Source organism: Cupriavidus metallidurans CH34, assembly GCF_000196015.1.
Taxonomy (GTDB): Bacteria; Pseudomonadota; Gammaproteobacteria; order Burkholderiales; family Burkholderiaceae; genus Cupriavidus; species Cupriavidus metallidurans.
Genome location: NC_007974.2, coordinates 2,210,496 through 2,227,804 on the forward strand (window position 1 = coordinate 2,210,496; position 17,309 = coordinate 2,227,804).

Consider the following 17,309-nt stretch of genomic DNA (forward strand, 5'->3'; position numbering starts at 1 on the left):
TGACCGAGGGTTATTTGCGGCCGTTCTTCGACAGCGGCCACTCTCCAAATAGGCATACGTGCTCCTTGCTAGGGACGCCCATCGGTAGCCGCAGCTCATCGACCACGAAGCGCTCGGACGAACGCAGCGCGGCTGCATCAGCGAATGATGAGCGCGGAAAGCAAGAGCTACTGGCTCCTGCTGAACTCAATGTGGACGAACCAAGGGAAGTGACTGCCCGGGAATTGTCGTTCTCGTTGTGGTGGGCAATCCAGGAAGCACCGAGCGGCGCTTGAGGTCGAGTGTAGACGCTTTTGTTGGGTTTTCAAGGGCAGCCAGGAGCGGCGTGGAATTGCGGGAGGCGCAGCGATCGCGGAAGCGAAAAAAGCGAGCGCTCAAGCGCCCGCCGTAGATGTTGCTCAACTTCCCTTTCGCAATCCCCACATCAGAACAACACACACAGGCTTACTGCACCAGTGCCTCGCGCGAACTCGAATGCTCGGCGAATGTGCACGTAGTACTCAAAGAACCTCTCGTCGCCCAGCGACCGCGCCGCGGCTTCCCATGCATCAAAGTCTGAAGCAATTTTCTCGCACACGACAGGGCCGATAGTACCTCCCGTGCTTCCTTGATGGCGAATCAGCTCGCAGAACGGAAACTGTCCCTCCGCTTCTTCGACACTCTTTTCCCCGACCATCTGAACCAGCTTCTCGCGCCACTTAAAGAAGTACATATCTTGGTCGGCGTTGAGCCAATAATTCTCTTCGCTTTCATACTGATACAGCGCGCCGACCTCCAATCCCTCCGGGTATTCCGGGTACTCGGCGTCGACCTCGATTTCAATCGTTCTGTGAGGCCAGGTGCCAGGGTAGTCCGGATCGTAGCCCTCGAGTTTCGTCAGGTTCTTCACTGCTGCATAGAACGGGCCCAAGCTCATATTTGCTCTCCAATATTCGATTCGCGATGCGTGATTGCACGCCTAGTCATGTGATGCATGCCGCAGAGAATGGCTTGCCAGGACGTATAGTCGAAAAATCGTCCATGAGAGCCTATCGCGACAAGCGTTAGAGGGCATCTCAGACGGCGTAGAGAGAAAACTCCCTGCAGCGCTTTGGGATTTCTAGTTCAGTCCGGTCGAGAAAAGTTTTCAGCATTTCCGGGAAGGCGAACAAAAGTAAGGCGATCTGCTCGCGCTGCGGCAAGGTTGTTGCTACGACCTTCCTTCGTCGCAATCTCGCGTTTGCAAACAGCAAAGGTTCGGTGAAGAACTTTCTTGTAGCCGTTTGCGATACGTGCGGCGAAATTGTTGGCACACCGGCACAATCCACCCCGGCAATCCACAGAGTGCGGTCCTGACGCCTGCTGCCAAAAAGCCCTTTTGCCACCGGCAACAAGTGCTGGGTATGGGCCGTTTCTTACTCTGGACCCGAGACCATATCCGCATGGGTTTCGATGTTTAAGCTGGCGAAACTCGATAGACGATTGGCCTATGCGACTTCTTCCACTTGGCCGCCAGAAGGGAGCGCCGACGTAGGCTTCCACTCAGGAGCAAGTGCGAGTAGCGCCTGGCGGGCCCCACCACATTGGTACACAGGGTACTCGTCACGCAACCTGGTCAAGTTGAGGTAAGCATGTAGCTTGAACTCCCCTCCGCCTGGCCGCGTGTAGACACCAAAACGCATGCCGTCCGTCACGATTAGGCGGTGACATTCTGACCTGGTCTGTGCGTATCCCAGCGCCTGTGACATAGCCGTCAGACATGAATCGTCCATCTTCTTTGCTTCAACAACCGCACACAGATTCTTGTCTTCTCGTGGCAGGCGCTCAAAGAGCGCCAAGTCGACACGGTTCCATTCCACCGCCATACGCTGCGGCGTCCAGCCCAGTGCGCGCATAAGCGGAACAACGAGATAAGCCACTGTTTCATGCTCGGATGGCATCTTAGACCGCTTGTACCAATGGCCGATTCGCATGAGTTCGCCGATCTCTGCTAGAAGGTTCGAAATTGAAGCACTTGCTACACCGTGATCGAACAAGAATGAAGAAATCTCTGACAGAGAGATCTCGCGGTGTGAGACATTGGGTAAGGGCTTCGGTGCAGTTGAATCCCCGCTTGGCGAGAGCGTGAGCGTCTTGAGCCAATCGAAGACCGGACCATTGCTTAATCGCTGCGTCGTATCTCCCTGATTCAGGGCATAAGCTGGAAAAGTCTTGGGGCCGCCGACTGGCCTCCATAGCCACTTCACTCGACGCACATGCTGAAGGTCCCAGCCGTCAATATCGCCGAATTCGTCGTGCCATTCGTACGGACCGACTACTTCGCCTACCCCATGCACTTGGCTCGTTCCAAGACGGAGTACAACGATGTCGCCGGGTCGCATATCACTTGAAAAACGTCGTAGGTCGGTGACTTTCCGCGGTGACCAGTCGTCCTTCAAAAGGGTCTCTTTTGCATCCGGCATGGGACCGGCATAACCTGGTCCGTTTAGAATTACATCCCAGTTCAAACAGATGTCCACGTAATTTCGATTCGTGTCGCCCGCCGCTTGCTGCCAGACTGTTTTTCCTGTCAGTTCCATTTCTGTGAACGCCTTCTTGGTGTTATCGCTAGAAACAAAGAAGCAAGTCTCGGCTATCGCCGCCGGCAAAATGCATCTGACAGTTTCTCGAGATCATCGAACTCTTCAGCTGCCTCAGTTAATGCGACAAGACCCTTTATAGTCGTGCGCTTAGCGAGGTATCGATTGGCGGATAGATAGCCATAGAAGTTGCCATCCTTGTCGACAATAGCGGGGGCACTAGTGCCGTATGTGTTCCAGGGAGACTCATTGTTGTACTTCGAACCGTAAGTTCCGTAGGGATTCCAGATACTGTCCGCCTGATATGGTGAGCCAAACTCACCGTAGGCATTACAGACTGAGCTACTCTCGTACTGCCCGCAGTTCAGACACCCTAGGAACGTCTTGTGACTGGTTCCCCCAAACAGCAAGAGAGCCGTCGATTGTGCACTGGCCTCGGAAGCAAGGCCTCCCAAGCTAGCTGCGACCAGAAAGGCGAACAGGCGCCCGTTTTTCCACATACCCCCTCCATTTGTTCATGACTAGCGGCGACGGCACGCGACGCTAGCCCACAGCTGATGATGTCAACATGGGCATCCAGCAGCTCGTTACCTCGATCTCGACTTGCCCTACTGCCCAAATTGGGCCGCGCTGTATGCGTTAATCAACGAGGGGAAGCCGCCGCTACCGCATATTTGGACTTGCAGGAAGTACGGTCGCCCGACGCGGATGAAATTGTTTGCAGCTCCCCGTGCAGCCCCGGGGAGCTTGCCGATGTTGGTCGGAACCGACCATTGATTGCCCCTCTTATCGGTAAACCGAAAGCTTTCAAGCGTCGCGCCGCTCGAGCTGAACTGAACTCCTTCAACTGTCGCTGTCCCCACGAATTGCTGGCAGTTGTCGCCCGACTTGTCGAAGATCTCGTCCATGTTAACAAGCCCCGACACGACGGCTTCGGACGGCTTGTTTCCGACTGATTTATATGTGTAGACCACTCGCGGGTCGGGTTCGGCTGCTAAGGCGGCCAACGGTATCAAGAGGGCTGCGATCTTCAGAGCACGTTTCATCGGGTCAATTAGTAGTGGCTGGTCCATTTCTCCGGGAGCAGATTTTCCACGGACTTCCAGCACGGCGAGGGTAGGCGAAAGCAGGGTTGACAGACGCTGCAACGCCTGAAGCGAGGACGGCCGTCTTGCGACCGGAAGCCGCCCTTGGATTCCGCCTGGCAACTTGTTCGCAAGATGGCGGAAATTCGGATTGCACCGGGCGGTGCGAAGATCTTCCACCATTACGGCGTCTTTTCCCGCGTTATATCTCATGCACGATCTACGTCACCTTGGTTATTCAAATTTAGTATCAATCATGAGACTCAACCAGACGTATACGAGTAGGTCACACGTCGGCCGACCACAATGGTGACCGGCGGGAGTGCCCTGTCTTTCCAGATGAAAGGCTTCGGAGGTGACCGCTCCATTGGTCGGCTAGAAGACGGCAGCGATGGAGGGAGATTGGACGCTGTGGGGAAAGAGCTGAGACGTCCAACACGCAGGCGAAGATAGTGCGTGGCTCGAATGACTGTCGGAATCGTTGAATCTGGACGATGGAAGGAGGCTCCCTATGCCGGTCCTAGGGGGCCTTCGGCATTGCCTTTCATCCCTAAAGGAAAGATATCCTCCCAAAAACAGCGTAGAAATTGTCTCAATTGAGGATATGTATCTGGTTATTCCTGAGCCTCTGTGATCCCCTAGAGATTCTCCTATTGGAATAACCCATTGAAGCAGCTACGCAGCGTTGATGCGCTCTCCTTGCCTCAGGTTTCCAGCTCCAATCCCGCTTCGCGGTCGGGCAGCCAGGGAAGGAGAGATGGAAGCGAGGCTCCCTTTACGCCCCTATTGGTAAGAGGTGCTCGCACGTTGCAGTCCTGCGCGTAATCCGCGCCGGCGTCCCCTCACCGTCTGCTTTGACCGAATCCTGAGCTATTCCGGGGCATGAATCGGGGTGATTTGTCCGATTTGTGTAGGTTTCTTACCCCACTCTGTCCGAAAACTGTAGGTTGCTTCGCGGCTCCGGTTTCACAGCCGAGCCTCGGGGTCGGGGTTTCGAATACCGAATCTCGGGTCTCGCCCGCTCAGTGCTGAAATCGTCCACGACAGGGAGACTTTATGGAACTAACCTGAATCGTTGTGCGCGAGTGCGGCGTGCCGGCCAGAATCCACGAGATGATCCCCTACGACTTGGGCGGCACGGCGCTGCGTGATTGGGCGCCGTGCCCTTGCTGCTACCGCAAGATGTACGAGATGCAGGTGGAAGGCGTCGTCCTGGCAGAGCTCGTAGCTGAGGGTGAATGGACGTGACTCCCATCGTCTCGGCGCCGTTGGTCACCGGGAAGATTTCACCCCCTCGATTTGTCACCCGGATGTCGGGGCTCTATGCATCCAAAACGTGAAGCGGAACTTGTCCGCCGGGTAGGTATTTACCGTGATGAGGAACGGCTTCTTCGCGTCATCAAGATAGGTTCGAGTGATCTCGAGCCCCGCGACCCCAGGCTCAACCAGCAATCGCCGCGCCATCTCGCCTGTAATGGTCGTTGCGCCGATGGTCTGCTTGATATCCGCGACAGTGACACCCACGGTCTGCTCGATAATTTGGCTGAGCAGACCGGTGCCGTTGGGAACCAGGGGGGCGATTCGCTGGCCAATGTCGGGGTCAACATATGCATCGTTCCAGCATAGCGGCGTACCTTCGCTGTCCATCTCGGTGCGCAGCATTCGAATTCTCAACCAGGTGGCCCCAGGCTTGCATTCCAGGGCAGCGGCCAGGCGCTCGTCCGCCACGACATTCGCCACGCCGAGAACCTCTCGTTCGGTATGGCTGGCGTAGTTGACCAGGTCCTCAATCGTGTTGACGGACTTTGTATAGGTATTCGAGGTGGTATTTGAGCAAACGATGGTGCCCGCGCGGCGTCGACGCGTGATTAAACCCAGGCCCTCGACGATGTCGAGGGCAGCACGGACCGTAGTGCGGCTGACGTCATACTGATCTGCGAGGGCCAGCTCGCTTGGCAGTTGGTCTCCAACAGCGAATTTTCCCTCGGTGATGCCCTTCACGAGAGTATTAGCCAGTTCTGTATAACGCACTGTTCAATCGGTCCCCAAACAGGCGGGCCCAAGTGCGCGCCCGGCTCAATATAAAGGAAGCCGGGCGGGCGCCCGGGCTTCGACAGGCGCTATCGTACACAAAGTCCGGCTGTCAGCTGTTCAGCAGCTTCTTGAAGCGTGTCACTTCCTCTTCGTACATGTCCCGGCCCTGCGCGTCGTTAGTAACGAGCAACGGGAAGTCCTCGATGACGAGGCGCTGGACGGCCTCTGTCTTCAAATCCTCGTAGGCAATGATCTCCGCGGACTTGATGCACGAGAACAACGTGGCCGAAATGCCGCCAATCGCAGAGAAACAGACCGCTGTGTTGGACTTGCACGATGCCCTGATGGCGTCGCCCCGGTCACCCTTCCCGATAGCACCCTTCACCCCATATTCGAACAGCACGGTCGCATAGGGGTCCATGCGATAGGCCGAGGTCGGTGCCACCACCCCAATTACGTGACCAGGCTTGGTGGGACCCGGACCGCCATAGAAGACCACTTGTCCTTTGAGGTCGACCGGCAGCGGTTCGCCGCGCGCCAGCGTATCGACGAAACGCTTGTGGGCAGCGTCACGTGCCATGTAAATCGTGCCAGACAGCAGTACCTCATCACCAACGTTGAGTTGGCGAATTGCCTCTTCCGTCAGAGGCGTGGTGAGTCGATGTGTTGCCATAATGGCCCGCTCCTCAGATAACCGCAGTGGCGCGGCGGCCAGCGTGGCATTGGATGTTCACAGCTACCGGCAAGGCGGTGATGTGACAAGCATAGGTCTCTACCGAGACCCAAAGCGCCGTGTTGACACCGCCATAACCTTGCGGGCCGATACCGGTCTTGTTGATGGCATCAAGAAGCTCGGCTTCCAGCTTGGCAACGTGCGGTTCCTTGTGATGAACACCAATATCCCGCAGGATCGCCTTCTTTGCGATGGCCGTGACCTTGTCGAAACTGCCGCCAATGCCCACACCTACTGTCAGGGGTGGGCACGCAGCACCGCCCGCAGCTTCAATAGCCGACAGCACGAACTTCTTTACGCCTTCAGCACCTTCGCCCGGAAGCAGGAACTTCATCGTGCTCCAGTTCTCGCTTCCACCACCCTTGGGGACCACGGTGACTTCAATATTGTCTCCGGGGACAATTTCCGTATGGACGACCGCCGGCGTGTTGTCATTGCTGTTCACGCGAAGCAACGGGTCCGAGACGACCGATTTGCGCATGTAGCCTTCGGCGTAGCCCTTGCGTACACCCGCCTGAATGGCATCTTCGTAGCTCCCGCCGACGATATGCACATCCTGGCCAACTTCCACGAAGACAATCGCCAGTCCAGTGTCGTGGCAATACGAGACATCGTTTTCGCGAGCGATGCGGTCGTTGTCAATCAGCTTCATGAGCACCGACTTGCCAAGCGGGGATACTTCCTTCTCGGCAGCCTTGTGAAAGCTTTCCACCAGATTGTCGGGCAAGCGGTGGCAAGCATCGATGCACAGCTTGGCGACGGCATCGGTCAGGGTGTCTACGTGAATCTCTCTCATGATATTCAGGATTGGAGTGAAGCCAGTTCTTGCCACAATTCGGCCTTGCCTTCGAAGCCGAATCCAGGAAGCGAGGGAAGCGCCACGGCGCCGGCGTCAACGCGGGTATCGTCGCCAAAGCCGCCGAGCGGCTGAAAAATGTCGGGATAGACCTCGCAGCCACCGAGGCCGAGACCAGCAACCACATGCAGGGCCAGGAGTTGGCCGCCATGTGGAAATGCGAAGCGCCGGGAGAAACCCCGCTCTTCCATTTCATGGAGCATGTGAAGGTATCCGGTTACGCCATACGACAGTCCCGAATCCATCTGGAAGATATCGAGGTCACGTCGCATGCCGCCAAACAGGACGAGGTTCTTGACGTCCTGCGAGGAAAACAGGTTCTCGCCAGTGGCCAGTGCGCCTTTGTAGTGACTCGCCAGTTCCGCATTGCTGGCGTAGTCGAGTGGGTCGCACGGCTCCTCGTACCACATCAGGGGGAACTCGCGCATGGCGTTGCCATACGAAACCGCTTGCTCTATGTCGAAACGGCCATTTGCATCCACGGCAACACGAGCACCCTGGCCAATCTTCCGAGCCGCATCGACAGCGGCCTGCACGCGCTCCAGATCCTGGCCAAGAGGAGCGCCGCCAATTTTGATTTTGAACCGGTCAAACCCATGGGCAATGTGCCGCTCAATCTCACGGCGCAGTCCCACCACGTCCTCGCCGGGGTAGTAGTAGCCTCCCGCTGCGTAGACGCCGATGCGCGCATCAGCCTCTCGGCCGCAATGGCGGGCAATGGCCACGGCCGCCGGGACGTCGTCGAGCTTGGCTACCAGATCCCAAGCCGCCAGTTCCAACGCAGCTGCCGCATGAGCTCGATCTCCATGCCCGCCCGGCTTTTCGTTCTGCATGGCGCAGCGCAGAACTTTCGCTGGCGAGAGACGCCCGTCGTCGTCTTGAAGCGTCTCCGGTTCCGTTTTCAGCAAGCGCGGAATCATCCGGCCACCGAGAATGCCCTGTTGATCGTAACGACCAATCGAGTCGAAGGCATAGCCCACCACGGGGCGGCCATTGCGGACCTGGTCAGACACCATCGCGACGAGCGAAACGGTGTGCTCTGAAAAATTGACCAGCGCGTTGGCGATGTTGGTCTGCAAGCGCAGTGGCTTGTGAAAGATGTTGACAATACGCATTGCGGCGACCTCAGTATTCCTCGACCTTTACGTTGGAGTCCTGAACGATCTTTTTCCAGCGCGCGACCTCCTCCGTCAGGTAGGCAGTGAACTGCTCAGCAGTCTTCTCTGCCGGTGGAGTCATCGCGAGTTCCTTCATCTTTTGCTGGAAGTCGGGCGTCCGGTAGATTTCCGTCAGGTTCTTGTTCAGGAGGTTGACCACCTCCTTGGGCGTGTTCTTCGGTGCAACCAGGCCGAAGAAGGCAACCGTCGAGAGCGACGGGAAGCCGGATTCTGCAAGAGTCGGGACATCAGGCAGATAGGCGGAGCGCTGCTTGTCCACTACTGCAATGGCCTTCATCTGGCCCGACTTGATGTTCGTGTAGATGGCGGGCAGCGAATCCGATGTCACCGGAATCATCCCGCTGATGACCTGCGTCTTCGACTCGGAGCTGCCCTTGAAGGGGACGTGAACCAACGGGAAGTTCAGCTCTTTCTTCAGAAGCTCCATCGTCAGATGCTGGGTTGAGCCGTTGCCGGCCGAGCCATATGACATATCGCTCTTCTTGGCCTGCTTTACTAGGTCAGCAAACGTGTTGATGCCCGATTTCGGGGACACCGCGATGATCTGCGGCGTCGTAGCCGTCTCGGCGATGCCCGTGAAGTCGCGCACCGGGTCGTACTGCATCGTGCGCGGATAAAGCGCCGGCGCAATCGCGTAGGGACCGGTACTCGTCATCAGTAGCGTGTACCCGTCAGGCTTGGCCTTGGCAACAAACGCAGTCCCGATCCGACCGCCACCCCCTCCCTTGTTGTCCACGACGAACGGCTGCTTCAGACGCTCCGCCAGCTCTTTGCCAAGGAGGCGAGCAATGATGTCGCCAGTCTGCCCTGCCGCGAACGGCACAACGATAGTTATGGGGGCCGTAGGCCATGCACCTGCTGCATTTGCCGCGGGCACGGCTGCGCCAAGGAATAGCCCGGCCGCGGCCAGAAGCAGTTTCCGCTTCTTCATGTGTCTCCTCCTGGGGGAATATTAATGGTACCTACTATTTTATTGGTACGGTCCAATAGTAGATGAAGACTTCTTGCACGGTCAAGCTCCAGCGAAAGCGGCAACGCCCTCCTGATCTCGCGTCGAGCAAGCTGACCAACTAGCGGGGCAAGGGGCTATCTCATGAGTGGGGCCAACGTTACCCATAGAGCACCCGACAATAGCCCAAATTGCGATTGCCCCCGGATAGCTATCCCAGCCCGCGGGCACCCCGCAGCTGGCTTTCTTTCGGCTTGAAATCGGATACACTGTATATCCATACAGTGCTCGAATTTCACCGAGGCTATGCTTCCAGAACCAGCGAATTGCCCGTTGTGCGGCACGGCCGCTGAACGGATTCGGTCGTCCCAGTTGCGGGGATTCCAATACACGTGCCCGACCTGCGGCTCGTTTGGCATCGAATCGGCTGCGCTCTCAGGGCTGGCCGTCCCTCTGACTACGCGACAGGACCTCGCCGCCAGGCTCCGGGCATACGGTCACCTACCCCTCATCCAGCGAGACAAGCACGGGGTTCGTATCGGACCAGGTCGAACATGAGGTCGTGCGGCGACCAGCATGCGGAATGAGAACGGCATCATGGGAAACAATCGACTAGCAGCGAACTGCCATCTTCCTGGAGACTCGCCAGCCGAGAACCCAACGCCTGGCGCAAACGGAATTCTTGGGCGGATCCCGAGCCAATACGTTTCGGCTGCCGTGAATTTGCTTCCGCCCGCAGCTTCGACTACAGCATCTCACCAGGAGATAGAGCTCGCGGCCGGCCCGGTTGGCAAGGTTCGTTTCTTCGCCGAGAAGAAACTCGCCCGGCACCATCGACACTCGCACTACTTCTGGTCGGTTTATCGGGCTGAGCCGGTGCGAACAGACGACTTGCTTTGAGCCGTGGGCCAACCAGGAAGCCAAAAGCAGGCGGCGACGAAAGCGAGTGGTGTCAATTGGCTCTCACACGCTCAGCGTGCGAATCCATAAACATTGCTTTGGGAGCTTACTAGCCCGCTAACAGTCTCAATCTGAATCCCCTTGCCCATGCACACCTGGACCAGATTTCTCGTTCAAGTTGCCATAGCAGTCGCCATGTTTGTGGTGACTGCTATGCTCTCTCGCGCGATTTATCTGCTCATCGTGCAACCACCGGAAGCTGGCATGGAGGAGGTTCGCGACATCGAAAACAGCAAGCGCGATTGCACCGCTCCGGATAGTGAGCGAGGCGGAAGCAAGAGCTCAGACGATGGGCTTGTTCGTGCTACTCGCTGCCTTGAGGCGTAGGGGTCAACGCCATGCCCCTGCTTCTCGATAGTGCTCCACTACGTTGGGTAGAATGGACACGGAGCCAAAAAAATAATCGGGAGCATGAGTCATGGGGGTCTTGCAGAAGAGGATTGACTGGCGCGTCGCCATGACGGCCTTTGCCTTGACGCTGGTAACGAGGATGCCACGGGAGGTCCAATGATGGGCGCCAGCGCCGTAGTGCTGGTGGACTTCGAGAGCGTCCAAGCCATCGACTTCTCCCACCTTGCGGACGCGCGTTTGGTGGTGTTCGCCGGCGAGGTCCAGAGGAAGGTCCCCATCGAAGTAGCCATGGGACTGCAAGCGCTTGGCGAGCGCGCCCGGTGGGTTCGCTCGAGCGGGGTCGGCCCCAACGCCCTCGACTTCCACATCGCCTTCGAAATCGGCCGTATGGTAGAGGATGGCGAGCAGGGCCCTGTGTTCGTACTCTCCCGCGATAAAGGGTTCGATTCGCTGCTCGCTTGGCTCGGCGTGGAGCTAGGGATTCCTGCGCGACGCGTCACCTCACTTGCCGAGGCATTCGGCGCTGGCTTTGCTGACGCGGGCGCCGCTGGCGGTCAGGCTTCGTTGGGGCAGGCTCATCCGCGCCCCACGCCCACAGAACCCGTGCTCGCTGTGCGTGAGCACGAGATTCGATGGATGCGCGAGCACGGTAATTGATGGTCGGCTGCGGCACCGTCCATCACCAATGTTGCGTGCCGTCGGGCAACGCTGATGGACGTGGCGATCTATCGCGGTGGACCGGATGCGGAGCAGCGGCACTGATGTAACAAGGGGCCCGGCGGGCCCCTTGTTACTGGATCAGAAGTCGTTATCTGCGAGATCGCCAAGGCCATCAGGATGCTCCTGCCGATCTTCGGCCAGCCACTGGGCCAAGGCCAATTGATAGTGAGCATGCAGACGGTCGCGCAGATCGTCGAGCAATTCGATCACAGCCCAGGCCTGCGCGGGCGTCCAGTTGGCATCAATGAGCAGGGGCAGCCCCTGGGCGATGCCGGATGGCTGGTGGAAGGTCATGGTGATGTCGTCGTTGTGTTGATGGACGTGGCGGCGATGGCCAACGGCGCCACTCACCGCCTGGCGCGGCGGTTCAGGGTTGCGCTGTAGGTTTCCAGATAGAGCTTCTCGTCGATCTGCGGTAGCTCCCGCTGCGCGGCCTGGGCCAGAAGCTCGCCCGCCAGGTTCATCAGGATGCGGTAATTGCCGGCGGCGTGCTCACACAGGGTCTGGCGCAATGGCATGGTCATCAGGGTGGCGTTGCCGGCGGCGGCCAGCAAGTGGTCCAGGCAGGCCTGCAGCTCGTCGATGCTCGCACTCTCCAGCGCCAGACGGCAGCGGATGCGGCTGCCCAGCGGGATCAGGTCCTCGCGGCTGAACTTCTCCGGCAGGCGAGCGTCGCCGGCAAGCACCACGCACAGCAGCAATTGCGAGTCGAAGCGTGCCTGTGCGAGCAGGCGCAGTTCCGAGAGGGCTGGCACCGCCATCTCCTGGGCTTCATCGATGAGCAGCACGCAGCGGCGGCGGCTGGCCTCCATGTGGGTGAGCCAGCGCTCGCGCAGCGCCTTGAAGCCGCCCCAGCGATTGTGGGGCTTGAGCGGTACGGTAAAGATGTCGCTGAGCTCGCGATAGAAGTCCGCCAGATTGCTCTGTGGGTGAGCGATCGAGCCGACCATCAGATCGGGGACGCGCATGAGGCGCTGATGGAGCAGGCGCAGCGTGACGCTCTTGCCGCAACCGGGGTCGCCATGCACCATGGCGAAGCCGCCTTCGCGGGCCATACCGTTCTCAATGCGCCAGCAGAAGTGATCGAGCTTGGGTGGCACGAACACGGCCTCGACGGGGATGTCCTGGGCGAAGGGGTTGAACTTCAGACCGTACAAGGCCAGCAGGTTGGGTTGATTCATAGCTTGGTGGGTGCGGGTGGGAGATAGGCCGGCGGCAGGCCGGTGGCGGCGTGTTCGGCGAGCAACTGACGCAGCAGCGGCGCAGTGCCAGCCTGCGCGGGTTCCTCGTTAGCAGGCGAGGCACCCTTGGCCGTGAGATGCGCGCGCCGTGCGTCGGCATTGGCAGACTTGTCCAGCGGGAACACGGCGGCCAGGATCGCGCCGATGCGCGCATCGATCAGGTCGACTTGGGAGAGATCCCAGCGCGCGTAGCTCAGGCAGACTTGCTCGAGGTGGCGGTAAGCGCCGGGGATCTCGAAGCGCACGCCGTCCAACGTGAAGGTGCCGTCGGTTCTGCGCTGGCGGCGATGCTGGCGGATACGGAAGGCCCGGCGCAAGGCCAGCGCCTCGGGACTGGGGCGCGAGACGTCGGCACAGGACAGGTAGCGCTGCAGAGGCGTCGCCTCGAGTTCGGCGTGTTCCTTGTGGTGGTATTCCTGCTCGACCCAGGCCTGCGTGGCGAGGTTCAATTGCTCCAGGGTGAGGTGCGACTCACCTTCGAGCATGGCCATCAGCCGGGACTCGAGCTGTCCCCAGAAGCGTTCCTGCTTGGCATTCTGGTATGGGCTGTAGGGCAAGGTAGTCTGGTGCAGGATGCCCAGACTGGCCAGCCCCTCGACGAACTCGTCGGCCATCATGGCTGCGCCGTTATCGGTCATGATGGCCCGCGGCAGCCCTCGCTTCATGATCGCCTGCGAGACGCCGTGCACCAGCGAGGCAGTGGTCTCGTCGAGGAACCACTGCAGGTGGCAGACCAGCCGCGAATGGTCGTCCATAATGCAGAGCAGCAGCGGCTTGTGCCACTGCCCATCGGGGGTGAGCACCTTGCGCGAACCATGGTGGAAGTCCAGGTGCCAGAGCGCGGCCACGTGGTCGACCTCGTAGCTACGCACCTCGCGTGCCTCGCGGCGAGCCGCAGCAGCGATGGCCCCATCCGTGCTCGAGCGCGGGGTTGGCTTGCGCACCAGACCCTGCGCCTTCAGATACCGGCACACCGTGGTGTAGGACGGCAGCGTGTCCGGGCCATCCTTGGTCGCGACGCGCAGGTTGTCGTAATGCAACTGCATGGTCCAGCCGGGGTGCTGACGGTACTGCTCGACCAGCGCTTCGATGATGGCTGGGCTCAGACTGACGAAGTGGCCGCAATCGTCGCGCAGTCGGTTCTTGAGTTGATCGACCGGATCCTGGACGTGACGGGCCCGGTAATACCAGCGTTCGATGGAAGACGCGCCGAACTGAACGTCGGCGCCGGTGATGGGGTGCCGCCAGACCTTGGCGGCCAGTGCCTGGAACGCTTGCTGCAATTCTCCTTTGGCAGGCGGCGAAGCCAGCAAAGGGCCAATGACCGAGAAGCGCAAGCGCGCCCATCGGTTGCGATGATCAATCGATAGTGACATGACTCTCCGTTGGGGGGATAACGGGAGCAGGCTACGGGCAGTGCGGGTGACCCGCCATCGACATGTTCTGCGGGAGATTCCCCTATCTGGCGCATCCCTCAGCCAGCGTGGTCAGGCCGGGCCCAGCAGCAGAAGCAACACCGCGGCCAGACGCTCGTCTTCGCTGTCGTGCTCGACCGATTGCAGCAGGCAGTCGGGATAGATGAACGGCTCGGGCGTTGGCGGGATGAGGCCACGCAGCCACCGACCGACGGGGGTCTTGGGGAAGGTCTCGGTCCACCACTGACGCCAGCGCTTGAGCGTGGCCCAACTGATCGCCGGCAGGCCGTCCAGGCAGGCGCCAGTGGCACGGCTCGATCGCAGTACCAGGACAATGGCCAGCCAGACACGCCGGCCGAGAAAGCGCACCGAATCGGGCGTCATGCGTTTGCGGCATCCGGCACAGCACAGGCTCAGGCGCGTATTGCAGTCCGGGTGTGCTGCCGGTGGGCATCCGCGCGGCTTACGCGGATAGTTGGCACTGTGCAGCACAGAGCCGCAATGGCAGCAGCCCCTGTCTCGCGCCACCTTCATCAAGTCTTCGTCGATCCGGCGCAACAGGGCAAAAAACGCTGGCGTTTGTAGCAAGGCATGGCACACTGCTGAGGTCTCCTTCATTGCTCGACACAATAAAGGCGACATCTTCCCTCAGGCGCGTGCATGCACGCTCCCTGAGGGAACCCCTCCAGCGTCCATCACCGTTCTTGCTCAAATCCCCACGCTTTCGGCATCACGAAAGCTGCTTATGCACACTCGCGACGCCGGCTCCAGCCACGGCACCGGCGGCTACCCCGAAGCCAAGTGCGAGCGCCAAGCCGACGGCGCCCAAACTTCCGAAGGCGTCCAATGCCGATTCGGCGAAAGCGCCCGCCAAGAAGGCTGCGCAGCCCCAGCAGGGCAAGAGCAAGAAGGGGGGCGCCAAGCCGAACGCCGAGCTCACGCGCCAGATCTTGGCCCGTTCTCAGAAGGCAGCCCGGCCGCGCCGGCGAGCGACTCTGGCTAAGCACATCCACGCCATGTTCAAGGCTCACGCAATTGCCGAGCGCGAGGTGGAGTCCATCATCGCCAAGCTCATCGCCAATCGATCCATCAGCGACGCCGAAGGGGCTATTACCTACCACTTCTGAAGAATGGCACGGCCTTGGAGACGCGGGCCGGCTTCAATGTAAAGATTGGCCGCGAGAACGGACATCGGCGTTTTGATTATTCCGGCTCTCCTTACCTGCCTGGCTGCCATCCTGTTGGCCGCGCATTGAACTCGTGCGCAGCATGAACTCTCGGCACACCTATACTGAGGATGCGAAATCATCCTCAACTCCAAACCGGACAACCCGGCGCTCCGTCCCTCTCCAATATCCCAGCTTCGGCTGGGCCGATTTTGAAATGGCCTGGCGGGAAGACACAGCTCCTGCCGACACTGCGCAAGCTACTGCCAGTGGGAAATCGTCTCGTAGAGCCGTTTCTCGGCGGCGCCAGCGTGTTCCTAGGCACTGATTTTCCAAACTACCTGCTGCTCGACGCGCACGTAGACCTCATCGGCATGTACAAGCAGATGGTCCAGCGTCCCGAGCGAATCATCGAACTGGCGCGCCCTCTGTTTTCCCAATATGCGGCGAACGAAGACATCTACTCTCATGTCCGCGAAGCATTCAATCGAGCTGCGCCTGCTGACGTCCGGGCCGCGTACTTCCTGTACCTCAACAAATTTGGCTTCAACGGCCTGACGCGATACTCGGCCAAGGGCAATTTTAACGTGCCCTGGGGACGGTCGGTCAAAGCGCCGGCGCTACCCGAAGAAAGCATTCGAGTGTTCAGCGAGCGTGCGCGAGACAAGGCGGTCATCGTGCAAGGCGACTTCACGGATGCGTTCAAGCTTGCGGTGCCTGGCGATGTCATTTACTGCGATCCTCCATATGTGGACCTGGTCGATGCGCAGTCGTTCACGAAGTACACCGCTGAAGGCTTCCCGCGAGAACGCCAGCAGGAACTGGCAGATTTGGCTCGCGCTACCGCGGCGAGAGGCATCCCTGTTGTCATCTCAAACCATCTGACTGCGGAAACGCGGGAACTGTATCGCGGCGCTGAATGCCATGAAGTCGAAGTAAGGCGAAGCGTAGCCGCCCAGGCACACAGCAGAAAAATGGTCGCCGAAGGGATTTTTGTCTTCAAGACTTGAGTAACCCTCGCACTACTCTTGTGCAGCGATGGTCGGGCGCCGCCTTCACGCTTACAACTGTCAGCACTACCCTACTTTGGTAGATATTGAAATGCCAACCCCCGCCCCAAGCTCCCCAAAGCCGCAATGGCGCGGCTTTCGTGGAGGTTGGATTTATGGTCAAAGACGGCTTTTACAAGGTCCAGTTTAGCGCCGCTGTACAGGGTGCAGGTGGAGTGGTGGTCGTGGAAAACGGCGTTGTTCGTGGCGCCGACGATCAGTATCTCTATGCCGGGAAAATCGCGACGAACGGTAGTTCGTTGACGGCGCAGATTTCCGTGTCGGCCTACCAGCCGAACGCTGTTTCCGTGTTCAACACTGCTGGAGGGAAGTTCACGCTTTCCCTTAGTGGCACGGTTTCGGGCGACAACTTCCACCTCACCGGCAACGCTCCTATCGCGGGCATACCGGAAATTTCGATTCACGGCAGCCGTGTGGCTGCGTTGACGCTGTAACCACCGGGCCCGCTGCCTGCGGGCCCTCTGTTGCAAGCTCGAAAATCGCAACCCTTCGGGTTACGGGAGCATGCCTCGCGTCATTAATTGGAAGCCGGCACTGATTGCCTCTTCAGCCAGCTTCCCGACCACATGCTTGGCACCGCCCGACAATGCCGACTTCATGCGACGCCCCAATGATCCAATACCGTCAATGGACCGTGGCACTGAGTTGAGAGTTACCAAGCCTTGAGCTGTTAGTTGCGCACCGACGAACACATCATCATTCAGCGTTTCTCTACATCGAATGTAATCCGCGCAGCATAGCGAATTTCCTCGCAAACGTGCAATGGGCGTTTGGCCAAAGTTGAGGTGCAACCGAAGACTAGGATCCGCCGACTCGCCCTGCCACGTCGCTCACTGTGAAATCACGAGACGTCAGCACGATGCGGCCCTCGCTTGGGGCGGAGCGACTTCTGGCAGCAACACTCCGGATTCGCTCCCAGCCGATTAGAAAGGCCTCGCTGAGGGCGGTGTCTCGCAGAGGGCCGGCGAGCCCTACATAACACTCCGTCGTGAA

16 protein-coding genes are annotated in these 17,309 nt (G+C 59.3%); 3 read left to right on the forward strand and 13 right to left on the reverse strand.

What is annotated here, in order from left to right:
• Positions 1-424: 424 nt before the first annotated feature.
• From RMET_RS27935 to RMET_RS27980, 9 genes are all read right to left on the reverse strand, one after another.
• Positions 425-916 (reverse strand): hypothetical protein, encoded by a 492-nt coding sequence (locus tag RMET_RS27935; protein ID WP_011519869.1) that lies wholly within the window; start codon positions 914-916, stop codon positions 425-427.
• Between the two features lie 139 nt (positions 917-1,055).
• On the reverse strand, positions 1,056-1,364 hold the full coding sequence (locus tag RMET_RS32990) for a hypothetical protein (RefSeq protein WP_152560198.1): 309 nt from the start codon (positions 1,362-1,364) through the stop codon (positions 1,056-1,058).
• Positions 1,365-1,466: 102 nt separating this feature from the next.
• Positions 1,467-2,558, reverse strand: a complete 1,092-nt coding sequence (locus tag RMET_RS27940; protein ID WP_152560197.1) for a hypothetical protein — start codon at positions 2,556-2,558, stop codon at positions 1,467-1,469.
• A 608-nt stretch (positions 2,559-3,166) separates the two neighbouring features.
• Positions 3,167-3,826 carry a hypothetical protein gene (locus tag RMET_RS27950; RefSeq protein ID WP_157139117.1) on the reverse strand — a complete coding sequence of 220 codons (660 nt, stop codon included), beginning with the start codon at positions 3,824-3,826 and terminating at the stop codon, positions 3,167-3,169.
• A gap of 1,119 nt (positions 3,827-4,945) precedes the next feature.
• The gene (locus RMET_RS27960) at positions 4,946-5,674 is read right to left on the reverse strand and encodes a GntR family transcriptional regulator (protein WP_011519875.1); all 729 of its coding nucleotides are present in this window, start codon (positions 5,672-5,674) and stop codon (positions 4,946-4,948) included.
• 112 nt (positions 5,675-5,786) lie between these two features.
• Positions 5,787-6,350 (reverse strand): fumarate hydratase C-terminal domain-containing protein, encoded by a 564-nt coding sequence (locus tag RMET_RS27965; RefSeq protein WP_011519876.1) that lies wholly within the window; start codon positions 6,348-6,350, stop codon positions 5,787-5,789.
• Between the two features lie 13 nt (positions 6,351-6,363).
• Positions 6,364-7,206: a fumarate hydratase gene (locus RMET_RS27970; RefSeq protein ID WP_011519877.1), complete on the reverse strand. Its 843-nt coding sequence runs from the start codon at positions 7,204-7,206 to the stop codon at positions 6,364-6,366.
• Positions 7,207-7,211: 5 nt separating this feature from the next.
• The gene (locus RMET_RS27975) at positions 7,212-8,381 is read right to left on the reverse strand and encodes a mandelate racemase/muconate lactonizing enzyme family protein (protein ID WP_011519878.1); all 1,170 of its coding nucleotides are present in this window, start codon (positions 8,379-8,381) and stop codon (positions 7,212-7,214) included.
• A 10-nt stretch (positions 8,382-8,391) separates the two neighbouring features.
• Positions 8,392-9,375 (reverse strand): Bug family tripartite tricarboxylate transporter substrate binding protein, encoded by a 984-nt coding sequence (locus RMET_RS27980; protein ID WP_011519879.1) that lies wholly within the window; start codon positions 9,373-9,375, stop codon positions 8,392-8,394.
• Between the two features lie 1,485 nt (positions 9,376-10,860).
• On the opposite strand from RMET_RS27980, the gene RMET_RS27990 reads away from it, so the two are divergent.
• Positions 10,861-11,361 carry a PIN domain-containing protein gene (locus tag RMET_RS27990; protein ID WP_231138547.1) on the forward strand — a complete coding sequence of 167 codons (501 nt, stop codon included), beginning with the start codon at positions 10,861-10,863 and terminating at the stop codon, positions 11,359-11,361.
• Between the two features lie 141 nt (positions 11,362-11,502).
• Here RMET_RS27990 and RMET_RS27995 read toward each other — a convergent pair whose 3' ends face one another.
• The 4 genes from RMET_RS27995 to RMET_RS33010 form a co-directional block, all read right to left on the reverse strand.
• Positions 11,503-11,718, reverse strand: a complete 216-nt coding sequence (locus RMET_RS27995; protein WP_011229369.1) for a hypothetical protein — start codon at positions 11,716-11,718, stop codon at positions 11,503-11,505.
• Between the two features lie 53 nt (positions 11,719-11,771).
• Positions 11,772-12,605, reverse strand: coding sequence for an ExeA family protein (locus RMET_RS28000; protein ID WP_008651548.1), 834 nt, complete (start codon positions 12,603-12,605; stop codon positions 11,772-11,774).
• On the reverse strand, positions 12,602-14,041 hold the full coding sequence (locus RMET_RS28005; protein WP_008651549.1) for an IS481 family transposase: 1,440 nt from the start codon (positions 14,039-14,041) through the stop codon (positions 12,602-12,604). Before RMET_RS28005 ends, RMET_RS28000 begins: the two co-directional genes overlap by 4 nt.
• Positions 14,042-14,152: 111 nt before the next feature.
• Positions 14,153-14,698 carry a transposase gene (locus tag RMET_RS33010; protein ID WP_124682078.1) on the reverse strand — a complete coding sequence of 182 codons (546 nt, stop codon included), beginning with the start codon at positions 14,696-14,698 and terminating at the stop codon, positions 14,153-14,155.
• A 760-nt stretch (positions 14,699-15,458) separates the two neighbouring features.
• Between RMET_RS33010 and RMET_RS28020 the strand changes: the two genes are divergently transcribed.
• Together RMET_RS28020 and RMET_RS28025 are read left to right on the forward strand one after the other, a co-directional pair.
• Positions 15,459-16,256 carry a DNA adenine methylase gene (locus RMET_RS28020; protein WP_011519883.1) on the forward strand — a complete coding sequence of 266 codons (798 nt, stop codon included), beginning with the start codon at positions 15,459-15,461 and terminating at the stop codon, positions 16,254-16,256.
• 155 nt (positions 16,257-16,411) lie between these two features.
• Positions 16,412-16,750 carry a GrlR family regulatory protein gene (locus RMET_RS28025; protein ID WP_029309992.1) on the forward strand — a complete coding sequence of 113 codons (339 nt, stop codon included), beginning with the start codon at positions 16,412-16,414 and terminating at the stop codon, positions 16,748-16,750.
• Positions 16,751-17,309: the final 559 nt, after the last annotated feature.